Raw genomic sequence first — 13,599 nt, 5'->3', positions numbered from 1 at the left:
GCGAACGGCCGGCCCCCGCTCGTGCAGGGGCCGGCCGTTCGTCGTGTCAGCGTGGGTCAGCCGCGCTTGGGCAGACCCAGCTTCGTGTCAGCCTCGGCCTCGAGTTCGAGCGCGCGGTGGGGGTCGCTCGCAACGTCGGTGCCGAGCATCGGGATGACGCTGCGCAGCTCGTTCTCCCAACGCTCCCATTCGTCCTTGAACGACGAACGCAGGATGTCGAGCGCGATCGGGACGGCGGTCGACGCACCCGGCGACGCGCCTAGCACACCCGCGATCGTGCCGTTCGCGGAGGTGATCACCTCGGTGCCGAACTGCAGCGTGCCCTTCGTGCCCGAGATGGGCTTGATGATCTGCGCGCGCTGGCCGGCGGTGAACAGCTTCCAGTCGTCCGAGACGGCCGTCGGCGCGAAGTCGTGCAGCGCCTCGATGCGCTTGGCCTGGTTCGCGAGCAGATCCTGCGCGAGCACTTTCGTCAGGCCGAGGTTCTCAAGGCCGGCGGTCGCGATCGGCAGCACGTTGTCGGTGCGCAGCGACTGGAAGAGGTCGAGAACCGAGCCCTCCTTGAGGAACTTCGGCACGAGACCGGCGAACGGGCCGAACAGCGCGGTGCGCTGGCCGTCGATGATGCGTGCATCGAGGTGCGGCATCGACATGGGCGGCGCGCCCTCGGCGGCCTTGCCGTACACCTTCGTCTGGTGCTTGGCGGTGACGGCCGGGTTCTCGGTCGACAGGAACGTGCCGGAGACGGGGAACAAACCGTAGCCCTTCACCTCGGGCACCCCGGCCTTGCGCAGCAGCTTGAGCGTGTAACCGCCCGCGCCGAGCATGAGCACCTTCGTGCGCACGACGCGCGTCGCGCCGTCCCGCAGGTTCTTGACGGTGACGTTCCACGAGCCGTCGGCATTGCGCTCGATGTCGGTGACCTCGTGCTTGAGCTCGAGTGCGCCGCCGCGGGCGACGAAGTCCTCGAACAGCTGACGGGTGACGGCGCCGAAGTCGACGTCGGTGCCGCTCGGGGCGTAGGTCGCGGCGATCTTCTCACCGGCCGGGCGGCCCTCGATGAGCAGCGGCGACCACTGCTCGATCTGGCCGTAGTCCTCCGAGTGCTCCATGTCGTGGAAGAACGGGTGCTCGCTCATGAGGCGGAAGCGCTCGCGCAGGAACTTCTGGTTCGCATCGCCGCGCACGAACGCCATGTGCGGCGTGTTGTTGATGAACGTCGACGGCTCACGCATCGCGCCCTCGGTGACGAGGGAACCCCAGAACGTCTTCGTCGTGAGGAACTGGCCGTTGATCGCAATGGCCTTCGAGATGTTGACGCTGCCGTCGGCCGCCTCGGGCGTGTAGTTGAGCTCGCACAGCGCGGCGTGGCCGGTGCCCGCGTTGTTCCAGCCGTTCGAGCTCTCGAGGGCGACCTCGTCGAGACGTTCGAAGACGGTGAGCGACCACTCGGGGTGCACCCGCTGGATCATGGCACCGAGCGTCGCGCTGACGATGCCGCCGCCGACGAGCAGGACGTCGACGGAATCGGATGCGCTCTTCGCGCCCTCCACGTTGTTCACCACATGCCCCTTACGCGCTGATGTGTCGTGTTGCTGGCGCGCCGCATCGCGACGCTTTGTTCTCCACGGTAGTCCTCCTGGATGCCGAGCGTGCAACGGGGCGATGAACTACCGGGGTGATGTGATCCGTGACACGCCTGGCGTGTCAGCCCCCGGAGTTCTCCGCCTCCGCCTCGGCCACCCAGGCGGCCTGTTCGGCGGTGAGCTCCTGCGTGTCGAGCCACCCGTCGGGCAGGACGACGCGTCGCTCGCTGCCCGCGCGACCGCGCGGCCCGTCCGCCGCAGCGCCGGGCCACGGGGCGTCGAGGTCGAGCCCGGCGACGAGGTCGTCGAGCGCGGCGAGGGAGTCGACGAGCGCGAGCTGATGACGCAGCTGCGAGCCGACCGGAAAGCCCTTGAAGTACCAGGCGATGTGCTTGCGGATGTCGCGGCAGCCCTTGAGCTCGTCGTCGTAGAACTCGACGAGGTACTCCGCGTGGCGGCGCAACGTCGCGCAGACCTCACCGAGCGTCGGGTCGACGCGGGCGTCGGAACCGGCGAAGGCCGCGGCGAGGTCGGTGAACAGCCAGGGCCGTCCGAGGCAGCCGCGCCCGACGACGACGCCGTCGCAGCCTGTCTCGGCGACCATGCGCATGGCGTCCTCGGCCGACCAGATGTCACCGTTTCCGAGCACCGGGATGCTCGTCACGGTCTCCTTGAGGGTGCGGATCGCCGACCAGTCCGCGTGGCCCGAGTACGCCTGTGCGGCCGTGCGGGCGTGCAGCGCGACGGCCGCGACGCCCTCACCCTCGGCGATGCGCGCCGCCTCGAGGTAGGTGAGGTGATCGGTGTCGATGCCCTTGCGCATCTTGACGGTGACGGGGATGTCGTACGGGCTCGCCTCGCGCACGACGGCGCTGACGATGCCGCGGAACAGCTCGGTCTTCCATGGCAGCGCGGAACCGCCGCCCTTGCGCGTCACCTTGGGCACCGGGCAGCCGAAGTTGAGGTCGATGTGGTCCGCACGGCCCTCCGAGGCGAGGATGCGCGCCGCCTTGCCGGCGTTGAGCGGGTCGGTGCAGTAGAGCTGGATGGAGCGCGGGTTCTCGTCGGGGTCGGTCTCGATGAGCTTCATCGTGAGCGGAACGCGCTCGACGAGAGCGCGCGAGGTGATCATCTCGCTGACGTAGAGCGACGTCGCGCCGCTCGCACCCGCGGCGACGGAGCCGTCATCGCCGTACTGACGACACAGGCGCCGGAACGCACGGTTGGTGATGCCCGCCATCGGCGCGAGTACGACGGGCGAGGTGATGGTGTGCCGTCCGATCTGCAGCGGCGGCAGCGCCGACGGGTCGCGCACGAGCGCACCGGGTGCGGGAGGGGCTTCGAGAACAGTCATCGCCTTCCAGTGTCCCACTCGCGCGCAAGGCGGGCGACATGACGACTGGAGCAGCACCCGGCCCGCGCCCACTACCCTGGTGCCGTGTCACGCAACGAACCACGACCCGAAGTCTCCGTCAGCACGAGCCGCGCGAAGGCCATGCACGCCTCCGACCCGGCGATCGGGGCGCTGGCGCGCCTGCCGCAGTGGGTCATCCTCGCTGTCCTCGCCGTCCTCATGATCGTCGGCATCGCGGTGCGCGGCGTCGTCGGAGCCGTCGCGTTCGGCCTCGTCACCGCCTTCCTCACCTGGCTGCTGTACCTGTCGTGGCAGCAGCTGCGCCCGCTCGACCGCCTCGCGCGCGCCGCCGTCATCGTGCTGACGCTGGGCGTGACGATCGTGCTGGCGTTCCCGAGGTAACCCCATGTTTTGACAATGATTCTCACTTTGAGTGAGAATCATTGTCATGTTCATGCGTCGCTCGTTCACCGTTGCTCTCACCGCCGCCCTGGGGCTCGGCGTCACCGCCTGCGGCTCCGAGAACGGGCGCACCGACGACGGCCGCGTCCAGACACTGGCGAGCTTCTATCCGATGCAGTACGCGCTCGAACGCATCGGCGGACCAGACGTCACCGTCAAGAACCTGACGAAGGCCGGCCAGGAGCCGCACGACGTCGAGCTCACGCCCCGCCAGGTCGCCTCCGTCGCGGACGCCGGCCTCATCGTCTACGCGAAGGGCTTCCAGGCCAGCGTCGACGACGCCGTCGCCTCGAGCGCCAAGGCCGGGCGCGCACTCGACGTCTCGCCGCAGGCCGACCTCGACCTCACAGCCGAAGAGGAGGGCCACCATGACGAGAGCGAGCACGAGCACGCTTCCCATGCCGGCGGTTCCGACCCGCACTTCTGGCTCGACCCGGTGCGCTACAAGGCCGTCGTCCAGGCGATCGGTGCCCGGCTCGCCAAGGACGACCCCGAGCACGCCGACGGATACCACACGCGCACCGCGTCACTCGTCAAGGATCTCGATGCCCTCGATGCCGAGTACCGTGGCGGCCTCGCTCACTGCACGAACCGGACGATCGTGACCGGCCACGAGGCGTTCGCCTACCTCGCGGCACGATATGGGCTGACGCAGCGCGGCGCGTCGGGTGTCTCCCCCGAGGCCGAGCCGACGCCGGCGCAGCTGTCGTCGATCAGCGATTACGTGAAGAAGAACAAGGTGACGACGATCTACGCTGAGACCCTCGTCTCGCCGAAGGTGGCTCAGACCATCGCCTCCCAGACCGGCGCCCGCGTCGACGTCCTCGACCCGATCGAAGGGTTGACGGACGCGAGCAAGGGCAGCGACTACCTCGCCGTGATGAGATCCAACCTCGCCACATTGAAGAAGGGCCAGGGCTGCTCGTGAGCGTCTCCCCCATCCTGCGACTGCGCGACGCCGCGTTCGGCTACGACGGCCGCGCGGTCGTCAGCGGTGTCTCGCTCGAGGTGAACCCCGGCGAGATCATCGCGGTTCTCGGGCCGAACGGCTCCGGCAAGTCGACGCTGATGCGCGGCATCCTCGGCCTCAACGACCACGTCAGCGGGCAGGTCGAGCTGTTCGGCACGCCCGCATCTTCGTTCAAGGCGCGCACGCGCATCGGCTACGTGCCGCAGCGGCACACGCTGTCGGCGTCGGTGCGCGCGACGGTGGAAGAGGTCGTCGAGGTGGGTCGCCTGCCGCACCGGCCCTGGTACCGACGCGCGGACGCCGTGGATCGCCGGCTCGTCACCGCGGCCCTCGCCGAGGTCGGGCTCGCCGATCGCTCCCGCGACGACGTCGCCACCCTCTCCGGGGGTCAGCACCGACGCGTCCTCATCGCCCGCGCGCTGGCCGCGCAGCCCGACATCCTCGTCATGGACGAGCCGACGGCCGGCGTCGACACCGCCAGTCAGGAGGTACTCGCCGAGGTGCTCGAGCGCCTCGCCGCGAGTGGCGTGACGATGATCATCGTCACGCACGAGATCGAGGCGCTGCACGGCATCGTCACGCGCATCGTCGAGGTCGCGCACGGCGCCGTGACGTTCGACGGACCGCCCGCGCGCTACGGCGAGCGCGTCAGCGCGTCGCTCGGTGGGGCGTCGCTCGGCGGCCACGACCACCACGCCGAGGACCTGCCGCACCACGCGCCGGGCTACGCGCGCGGACCCTTCGACGACGCCAGGTTCGCGCCCGATCACGGGCGATTCAGGGAGGGGGATCGTCGTGGCTGAGTCGCTCGCTACGTGTTCTGATGGGGCGCCCGTGCGTCCCGTCGCTCCCTTCCACGCTCTGATCGGAGGCCACCGTGGGTGACCTGTTCGTCCTCGAGGCGATGCGATACGCGTTCGTCGCCGCGCTGCTCGTCGGGGCGGCCGCGCCGTCCGTCGGGGTGTTCCTCGTGCAACGACGGCTGTCGCTCATCGGTGACGGCATCGGCCACGTCGCGCTCGCCGGCGTCGCGATCGGGGTGCTCCTGCACGCCTCGCCGATCCTGACGGCGCTCATCGCGGCCGTCGTCGCGGCGTGCATCATCGAGTTCATCCGCCTGCGCGGGACGACGAACGCCGACGTCGCCCTCGCCGTCATGTTCTACGGCGGTATCGCGGCGGGCGTCGTACTGCTCTCACGCGCCGACAACGCGGGGCAGACGTCGATCAGTCAGTACCTGTTCGGCTCGATCCTCACGACGACGAGCGACCAGCTGTGGCAGTTCGGCGCGCTCGCCCTCGTCGCCGTCGGCGCGACGACGGTGCTGCGCAAGCGCCTGTTCGCCGTCGCCAACGACGAGGAGTACGCGCGGGCCGTGGGGCTGCCCGTCGTGCCGCTCAATCTGCTGCTGTCGATTCTGACGTCGGTGACGGTCGTGTTGTCGATGCGCGTCATCGGCCTGTTGCTCATCTCGGCGCTCATGATCCTGCCCAACGCGACGGGCCAGCTGATCGGTCGTAGCTTCCGTCAGACGACGGCCGCAGCCGTCGTCGTGGGCTGCCTCAGCGGTGCGCTGGGCGTCACCAGCGCGTACTACCTCGACACCCCGCCCGGCGGTACCGTCGTGCTCGCGGCGATCGCGCTGTTCCTGCTCGCGTCGTTCGTGGCGATGACCGTGCACGCCGTGCGCGCTCGTCAGGCGCGACGGGTGGCGCACCACGCGCACGAGCACCGGCAGGGCTGCGGGCACCCGTCCGTCCCTCACGGCGACCACGTCGACTACCTTCACGACGGTGAGTTCCACGCGCCGCACGGCGACCACTGGGACGCCCACCGACCCGCCGTCGAGACCTCGAAAGGCACGCATGATGCGGTGTGACAGCGCAGGACGCTTCGAGCTTCGACGAGTCTGGACGGATGTCCGATGAGTGCGCGCAAACCGACACGCCAGCAGCGCGCCGTCGCCGAGAGGCTCGACGGCTGCGGCGAGTTCTGCTCCGCGCAGGATCTGCACGCGAAGCTGCGCGCCGACGGTGAGACGATCGGCCTCGCAACGGTGTACCGCACCCTGCAGGCGCTCGCCGGGGACGGCACCGTCGACGTGCTGCGCACCGACGACGGTGAAGCCGTCTACCGCAGCTGCTCCCCCACGCACCACCACCACCTCGTGTGCCGACGGTGCGGACGCACCGTCGAGGTCGAGGGCCCGACGGTCGAACGCTGGGCCTCCGGCATCGCCGCCGAGCACGGCTTCACCGCCGTCAGCCACCAGCTCGAGATCTTCGGGCTGTGTCGCGCGTGCAGTCAGGACGCCGCCGCTGCCTCTGCTTCCGCCCCCTCTGACGCGGGGCCTTGAGTCGCCCGAAGCGTTGCGGCGGGTTCTCCCGTCAGGACCGCACCGAATGTCTCGACGGCACTGACCCTGCCGCATGGCGACGGCGCAAACACCTCACGAAGGCGCCGTCTCCACCGTGTCACGGCGGCGCTGACGCGTCACGGCGGCACTGAATACCATGACGGCACTGCCCCGGACTCCGGTCTCGAGGGGTGAATCAGGCGACGCGGCCGGCATCTGACACCACTGCGAACTGCGTCCCTCTGTGCGCTTTTCGTCGACCTTCGTAAATCGCAGGGGGGCCGGGTCAGTCGATGAGGCCGTCGTCCTCGTAGATGCCGCCGCCGTCAGCGTCGGGGTCCCCCATGAGCACCGGGTCGTAGGACGGCTTGGGCTTCGACGGCGCACGAGCTGCCGCCGCAGCGTCGTCCGCAGCCTGCTGAGCGGCGACGGCGTCGACGGCTCCGCCATAGCGACGGTCGCGCCGGGCGTAGATGTCGACGGCCTCCCACAGCTTGCGACGGTCGAAGTCGGGCCACAGCGTGTCGAGGAAGACCATCTCGGCGTAGGCGCTCTGCCATAGCTGGAAGTTGCTCGTCCGCTGCTCGCCGGAGCTGCGCACGAACAGGTCGACGTCCGGCAGGCCCGGCGCGTAGAGGTAGCTCTGGATCGTCTTCTCGGTGATCTTCTTCGGGTTCAACCGGCCGGCCGCGACGTCGTCAGCGAGCGAGCGTGTGGCATCGACGAGCTCTGCGCGCCCGCCGTAGTTGACGCACATCTGCAGGGTGCAGACGGTGTTGTTCTTCGTGCGCTCCTGGGCGACTTCGAGCTCGCGCACGACAGAACGCCACAGCCGCGGCTTGCGCCCCGACCAGATGACGCGCACGCCCCACGAGTCGAGCAGGTCGACGCGACGACGGATCGTGTCGCGGTTGAAGCCCATGAGGAAGCGCACCTCCTCCGGCGAACGGCGCCAGTTCTCCGTCGAGAACGCGTAGGCGCTGATGTTCTTGACGCCGAGTTGGATGCAGCCGGCGACGACGTCGATCAGCATCGCCTCACCCGCCTCGTGGCCCTTCGTGCGCGGCAGACCGCGCTCGTTGGCCCAACGCCCGTTGCCGTCCATGACCATCGCGATGTGCTGCGGCACCAGCTCAGCAGGAATCGCGGGCGGCGTGGCGCCGCTGGGGTGCGGGTCGGGTGAGATCGGCACGGGCGTCGTCCTTCGGGTCGTGATTCTTGTCGTCGTGCTGCGTGACGTAGGTGTCCCGACGTCTCGGTGAGGACAGTCTCTCAGGACGCCGGGTGCGCGTCGTGCGTCGCAGGCTCGGCGGGTGTCGCGGGTGGGGTCGAGCGAGCGACGACGGTGTAGTCGCCGCGATCGACGTGCCTGAGCGAGCGCACGCCGTGTTCGAGGTGCCATTGGACGTATGCGGCGATGAGGTTGCTCGACTGTCGACGCGCGTCGTCGCTCGTCGCGGCGACGGCGTTCCAGTGGCCGCGCAGCAGGGCGTCCATGAGGACGAACGTCTCGGGCATCGGCGCGGTCGATCCGGGCGGGCGGCACTGCGGGCAGACGGCGCCACCGACGGCGAGGTTGAACGCACGCTGCGGGCCGGGGTCGCCGCAGCCGGCGCAGTCGATGAAGCTCGGCGTCCACCCGGCCGTCGCGACGGAACGCACGAGGTAGGCGTCGAGTACGAGATGCGCGGGGATCTGACGCTGCGCGAGCGCTGCGAGCGCCCCGGCGAGAAGGTTGAAGTGGGCCACGACGCGGTCGGAATCCTCGCAGAGCCGGTCTGCCGTCTCGAGCATCGCGGCACACGCGGTGTAGGAGGGATAGTCCTGCGCGATGGCGTCGCCGTAGGAGGCGAGGAGGTCGACCTGAGTGACGACGTCGAGGTTGCGCCCCTCGTGCAGCTGGATGTCGACGACCATGCCCGGCTCGAGACGCGCCCCGAACTTCGACTTCGTCTTGCGCACGCCCTTCGCGACGGCGCGCTTCTTGCCGTGATTGCGCGTCAGCATCGTGATGATGCGATCGGCCTCCCCCAGCTTGTGGGTGCGCAGCACGATGGCGGCGTCACGGTAGAGGGGAGGCATGTCTCCATTGTCTCGCGGTTGCCTGCGTCAGCGATAGCGGGCCCGCGTCTCGTCCGCTGACGGCGCAACTCGTCGGGCGGATGCGTCCCCAGGCATGCCTCAGCCGCCGACATGCGTTCTGCTCCCCCACCCCCGCCGTTTCCCCCTGCGTCCAACTGCACCCGGGTGCATCTGGGCGTAAAGGGCGGGGCTGGACGAGTCAGGACAAGAGGCGCATAATCGAACACATGTTCGCAGGGTTGCAGGGGTCGCTGCTCGACCAGGTCGAGGAGGTCGGCGTGCGTCCGCTCGTAGGCGCCGTCCGTCGCACCCAGCTGACGCGCGGGGCCTGGGTCGACCTGCGCCCCGGCTTCATCACCGGCGCTGACGAGTTGTTCGGCCGCCTCATGCTCGGTGGCAGCGCGGGCGTCGACTGGCGGGGCGAGCGTCGCGTCATGTGGGACAAGGAGGTCACCACGCCCCGCTTGCTGCGCTTCTACCGCGGCGACGAACGCTGGCCCGACCCCGTGATGCGCGACGCCCAACGCGCGCTGAGCGACCATTACGCCCCCGAACTCGGCGAGCCATTCACCACCGCCGGCATGTGCCTCTACCGTGACGGCCGTGATTCCGTCGCGTGGCACGGCGACAAGGAGGGCCGCTCGAGCACGAAGGACACGATGATCGCCATCGTCTCGATCGGCTCGCCGCGCACACTGGCGCTTCGCCCCGTCGGTGGCGGGCAGAGCCTGCGCTTCCAGATCGGCCACGGCGACCTGCTCGTCATGGGTGGCTCTTGTCAACGGACCTGGGAGCATGCCGTTCCGAAGACGACGAAGTCCGTCGGGCCTCGCATCAGCATCCAGTTCCGGCCCTACGACGTGAGATGAGATTCAACCCCGTGACGCATGCCGTCAGCCTGCAGCCGAGGGGCGTGGGACCACAGGACGCGCCCACGGCGCCCGCGCCTCGACGACCTGGGGAGCAGTAGCCATGCCCGACCCACGGCCCCGTTCTTCGACGCCCACTCTTGCGACCCGCAGTGTCGAAACCCTTGACGGCGTGCTCGACCGGATCGGGCGATCATCGTTCAGGGCGAAGTTCCATCTCAGCCCGGCCGATGCGCGGTACGCGCGCGATCGGGGGCGTCGCGAGATCGAAACCCATGCCGCGCGCTTCATCGGCGAGCGCCTCGCCGCTGCCAATCCCGACAACGACGGCCGGCAGACCCCGATGCGCGGCCATCCGGTCTTCCTGGCTCAACACGCGACGGCGACCTGTTGCCGCGGATGCCTCGCGAAGCACCACGGCATCGTCAAGCACCACCCGCTGACAGACGAGCATCAGGTCTACGTCGTCGCCGTCATCATGCGCTGGATCGAGCGAGAGTTGCGACGCCTCCCCCACGATTCCTGTCGCGCTCCGCTGCCCCCGTCCAAGCATCGGCGACCGGGCATGTCATCGGATGCGGCGCTCTTCTGAGCGCTCCCCGCGGTATGTCGCACAACGCCCGTCACCCTGACACGACGAAGCGGGTGGAGCCCAGCACCTTCCCCGGTCGCTGGGTTCCACCCGCTCGTCCCATTATGCCGTGTTGCACCGAGTGCCTCATGCGTCGCGGAACACCGAAATAGTTGTGGAAGTTCGCGCTACCCAGAGCGCGAACCTCCACAACCCTTGGCCCAGCCGTCAGGCCGCAGCCGCCTCCGCGTCACGCTCGGCACGGTTGACGGCCGACAGGATCGCCATGAGCGACGCACGCACCGTCGATTCGTGGATGCCGACGCCCCACAGCACGCGGTCGCCGATGGCGCACTCGACGTACGCCGCAGCCTTCGAATCCTCGCCGGACGAGAGCGTGTGCTCCGTGTAGTCGAGGAGGCGCACGTCGACGTCAATGGTGCTCAGCGCGTCGAAGAAGGCGTCGATGGGTCCGTTACCCTCACCCGAGATCGTCACGGGCTCGCCGCGATCGAGCAGACGGACGGTGATCTTGTCGCGGCCGTCGTCCGTCGAGTCGAGCTGGCTGCCGACCGGCTTGAAACGACCCCAGGCGCGCTCGCCCTCACCGGTGCCGGGCAGGTACTCGTCGGAGAAGGTCGACCACAGCCACTGCGGCGTCACCTCGCCGCCGGCTGTGTCCGTCCACTGCTGCACGACGCCAGCGAACTCGATCTGCAGGCGGCGCGGCAGGTCGAGGTTGTACTCGCTCTTCAGCAGGTACGACACGCCACCCTTGCCGCTCTGGCTGTTGACGCGCACGACGGCCTCGTACGAGCGCCCGACGTCGTGCGGGTCGACGGGCAGATACGGCACACCCCAGACGAGCTCGTCGATCGACTTGCCCGTCTCCTTCGACTGACGCTCCATGTCGTCGAAGCCCTTCTTGATGGCGTCCTGGTGCGAACCGGAGAACGCCGTGAAGACGAGGTCGCCGCCGTACGGGTGACGTTCGCCGACGGGCAGCTGGTTGCAGTACTCGACCGTCGAACGGATCGTCTGGATGTCGGAGAAGTCGATCATCGGGTCGATGCCCTGACCGAACAGGTTCATGCCCAGGGTGACGAGGCAGACGTTGCCGGTGCGCTCACCGTTGCCGAACAGGCAGCCCTCGATGCGGTCGGCGCCCGCCATGTAGCCCAGCTCCGCAGCCGCGACACCCTCGCCGCGGTCGTTGTGCGGGTGCAGCGACAGCACGACGGACTCGCGACTGTCGAGGTGACGCGACATCCACTCGACCGAGTCGGCGTACACGTTCGGCGTCGCCATCTCGACGGTCGCCGGCAGGTTGATGATCATCTTGTGATCGGGCGTCGGCTCGATGACGCCGATGACCTCGTTGCAGATGCGCGCCGCGAATTCGAGCTCGGTTCCCGTGTACGACTCGGGCGAGTACTCGAAGTACACCTTCGTCTCGGGGATCGTCTCGGCGAGCTTCTTGCACAACCGCGCCCCCTGCAGGGCGATGTCGACGATGCCGTCCTCGTCGAGGTTGAACACCACGCGACGCTGCAGCACCGACGTCGAGTTGTAGAAGTGGACGATCGCGCTCGGCGCACCCTTGATGGCGTCGAACGTCTTCTCGATGAGGTGGTCGCGGCACTGCGTCAGCACCTGGATCGTCACGTCGTCGGGGATGTGGCCGCCGTCGATCAGTTCGCGGACGAAGTTGAAGTCCGTGTCGGACGCCGACGGGAAACCGACCTCGATGTCCTTGTAGCCCATCTGCACGAGCAGCTTGAACATGCGCATCTTGCGCTCGGAATCCATCGGGTCGATGAGCGCCTGGTTGCCGTCACGCAGATCGACGGCGCACCAACGCGGCGCCTTCTCGATGATCTTGTCGGGCCACGTGCGGTCGGGCAGGTCGACCTTGATCTGCTCGTGGAAGGGGACGTACTTGCCGATCGGCATCGTCGTCGGCTGCTGAGATCCGTGCATGGGTGGTGTTCGCCTCACTGCGTTCGTTGCGGGTGCCGGCCGAGCACCATTCAACCCCGCGGTGAGGATGGCCGACTAGTTGGCCCCACCGCGGCAACGAAGAAGGAGACTCACTCCCCGAACCGTGCGCATGCCACCAACCTAGGGGTGACGCGCCCCACACCACCACCCGCACGTCGCCGTCGTCCAGCAGGCGGACGGCGGCGGGCTGCCGCAAGCTTCCTCGCCGGCGGTGCGTCGTTACCGCGCGCTCATCCCACCACAGGATGACGACGGCCCGGCGCGCGGCGTGAATAGCTGGGCGGGTGAACGACATCTGGAGCCGCGGGCCACGTGCGCGACGCTGGATCATGGCGGCCGAGGGGCTCTTTGCACTTGCCCTGACAGGGCTGTCGCTCAGCGTCATGTCGGGCCGCAACGGCTCCGGGTGGGGCGTGGCGGCGAGCGTCGCGATCTTCATTGCGTTCCTTGTCCGCCGTCACACCCTGCGCCTGATGTTCGACCTGGCGGCAGCAGGCGGCGCCATGCAGCTCGTCGACCCGCACGCCTTCATCATCTTCGGTGACTTTCTCTACGCCCCGATCTGCGCCGAGCTCGGCGTGCACCGCGACGCGCGCGTGCGCCGTCTCGGCCTCATCACGGGCGCGCCCTTCGTCCTGCCGCGCCTGGTCGCCATCTTCGGACGCCTGCTCGGAGCCGGCCCCGACGCGCGCATCGCACGCCGCAACGCCGTCGCTGACCCGATGCGCACGACGCGCGCCACGCTCGGCCTCGTCATCGGCGTCGGCCTCGTCACGACGTTCGCCTCCGGCAGCGCCGCGCTGTCGGAGTCGATCACGACGTGAGATCTGAGCGCCGCTGAGAGGGCACAAGCGCTCGACGTCATGCACATGGTCTCGATCCTCATGATGTCGCTCGTCGTCATCGCCTCGATCATCGCGGGCGTCGGCTTCGTCAGCACGATGTCGCTCGTCGTCATCCAGCGCCGCCGCGAGATCGGCATGCTGCGCGCCATGGGCTTCACGGCGCGTCAGATCCGCGGCATGGTGACGCGCGAGTCGCTCGCGCTCGGGTTGACGGCCGTGCTCGTCGGCATCGCCCTCGGCGTGCTGCTCGGTTCGCTCGGCGCGCAGTCGCTCATCGGGGCCGGCAACGACGGCTTCGTCTGGGGTCTACCGTTCGAGGTGCTCGCCGTCATCGTCGTCGCAGCTCTCGCGCTGGTCCTCGTCGCGGCCCTGCCGCCCGCGCGTCGCGCCACGACGGTGACGCCCGGAGAGGCCCTGCGCGTCGTGTGACCTCCCACGCTGTGCGAACCCGGCCCAGACGAGTTGAGGTCCGACACTCTGCACTGCAGGGTTTCGGACCTCAA

The 13,599-nt window shown here is 68.9% G+C and carries 14 protein-coding genes; 9 read left to right on the top strand and 5 right to left on the bottom strand.

Translation table 11 applies throughout. From position 1 onward, the window contains the following. Positions 1-56 precede the first annotated feature (56 nt). Both mqo and dusB read right to left on the bottom strand, forming a co-directional pair. On the bottom strand, positions 57-1,553 hold the full coding sequence (gene mqo, locus AC1RS9_RS04385; protein ID WP_131942039.1) for a malate dehydrogenase (quinone): 1,497 nt from the start codon (positions 1,551-1,553) through the stop codon (positions 57-59). A 154-nt stretch (positions 1,554-1,707) separates the two neighbouring features. Continuing rightward, the gene (gene dusB / locus AC1RS9_RS04380) at positions 1,708-2,940 is read right to left on the bottom strand and encodes a tRNA dihydrouridine synthase DusB (protein ID WP_006944180.1); all 1,233 of its coding nucleotides are present in this window, start codon (positions 2,938-2,940) and stop codon (positions 1,708-1,710) included. Between the two features lie 84 nt (positions 2,941-3,024). Here dusB and AC1RS9_RS04375 point away from each other — a divergent pair, with 84 nt between their 5' ends. From AC1RS9_RS04375 to AC1RS9_RS04355, 5 genes are all read left to right on the top strand, one after another. Next, positions 3,025-3,342, top strand: coding sequence for a DUF6703 family protein (locus AC1RS9_RS04375; RefSeq protein ID WP_131941172.1), 318 nt, complete (start codon positions 3,025-3,027; stop codon positions 3,340-3,342). A gap of 46 nt (positions 3,343-3,388) precedes the next feature. Next, positions 3,389-4,330: a metal ABC transporter substrate-binding protein gene (locus AC1RS9_RS04370; RefSeq protein ID WP_492920612.1), complete on the top strand. Its 942-nt coding sequence runs from the start codon at positions 3,389-3,391 to the stop codon at positions 4,328-4,330. Continuing rightward, the gene (locus AC1RS9_RS04365) at positions 4,327-5,175 is read left to right on the top strand and encodes a metal ABC transporter ATP-binding protein (protein ID WP_006944281.1); all 849 of its coding nucleotides are present in this window, start codon (positions 4,327-4,329) and stop codon (positions 5,173-5,175) included. Before AC1RS9_RS04370 ends, AC1RS9_RS04365 begins: the two co-directional genes overlap by 4 nt. 74 nt (positions 5,176-5,249) lie before the next feature. After that, positions 5,250-6,251 carry a metal ABC transporter permease gene (locus AC1RS9_RS04360; RefSeq protein WP_006944160.1) on the top strand — a complete coding sequence of 334 codons (1,002 nt, stop codon included), beginning with the start codon at positions 5,250-5,252 and terminating at the stop codon, positions 6,249-6,251. A 45-nt stretch (positions 6,252-6,296) separates the two neighbouring features. Then, a complete protein-coding gene (locus AC1RS9_RS04355) occupies positions 6,297-6,728 on the top strand; it encodes a Fur family transcriptional regulator (RefSeq protein WP_006944276.1) in 432 nt (143 codons plus the stop codon). A 286-nt stretch (positions 6,729-7,014) separates the two neighbouring features. Here AC1RS9_RS04355 and AC1RS9_RS04350 read toward each other — a convergent pair whose 3' ends face one another. Together AC1RS9_RS04350 and recO are read right to left on the bottom strand one after the other, a co-directional pair. Next, a complete protein-coding gene (locus tag AC1RS9_RS04350; protein ID WP_370448850.1) occupies positions 7,015-7,944 on the bottom strand; it encodes an isoprenyl transferase in 930 nt (309 codons plus the stop codon). Positions 7,945-8,000: 56 nt separating this feature from the next. Then, a complete protein-coding gene (gene recO, locus AC1RS9_RS04345; RefSeq protein WP_038568662.1) occupies positions 8,001-8,810 on the bottom strand; it encodes a DNA repair protein RecO in 810 nt (269 codons plus the stop codon). A gap of 227 nt (positions 8,811-9,037) precedes the next feature. Between recO and AC1RS9_RS04340 the strand changes: the two genes are divergently transcribed. Together AC1RS9_RS04340 and AC1RS9_RS04335 are read left to right on the top strand one after the other, a co-directional pair. Further along, on the top strand, positions 9,038-9,679 hold the full coding sequence (locus tag AC1RS9_RS04340; protein WP_131941174.1) for an alpha-ketoglutarate-dependent dioxygenase AlkB: 642 nt from the start codon (positions 9,038-9,040) through the stop codon (positions 9,677-9,679). Positions 9,680-9,851: 172 nt separating this feature from the next. After that, positions 9,852-10,271 (top strand): DUF4186 domain-containing protein, encoded by a 420-nt coding sequence (locus AC1RS9_RS04335; RefSeq protein ID WP_253184067.1) that lies wholly within the window; start codon positions 9,852-9,854, stop codon positions 10,269-10,271. 207 nt (positions 10,272-10,478) lie between these two features. Here AC1RS9_RS04335 and leuA read toward each other — a convergent pair whose 3' ends face one another. After that, positions 10,479-12,230 carry a 2-isopropylmalate synthase gene (gene leuA, locus AC1RS9_RS04330; RefSeq protein ID WP_074039893.1) on the bottom strand — a complete coding sequence of 584 codons (1,752 nt, stop codon included), beginning with the start codon at positions 12,228-12,230 and terminating at the stop codon, positions 10,479-10,481. A 305-nt stretch (positions 12,231-12,535) separates the two neighbouring features. Here leuA and AC1RS9_RS04325 point away from each other — a divergent pair, with 305 nt between their 5' ends. Next, on the top strand, positions 12,536-13,075 hold the full coding sequence (locus AC1RS9_RS04325; RefSeq protein ID WP_131941176.1) for a hypothetical protein: 540 nt from the start codon (positions 12,536-12,538) through the stop codon (positions 13,073-13,075). A 45-nt stretch (positions 13,076-13,120) separates the two neighbouring features. Further along, the gene (locus tag AC1RS9_RS04320; protein WP_160126211.1) at positions 13,121-13,525 is read left to right on the top strand and encodes an ABC transporter permease; all 405 of its coding nucleotides are present in this window, start codon (positions 13,121-13,123) and stop codon (positions 13,523-13,525) included. Positions 13,526-13,599: the final 74 nt, after the last annotated feature.

The sequence above is a fragment of the Dermacoccus sp. MPR-E5 genome (assembly GCF_058809565.1).
Note: the sequence above shows the minus strand (reverse complement) of the source record. Positions and strands in the feature narration are given on the sequence as shown.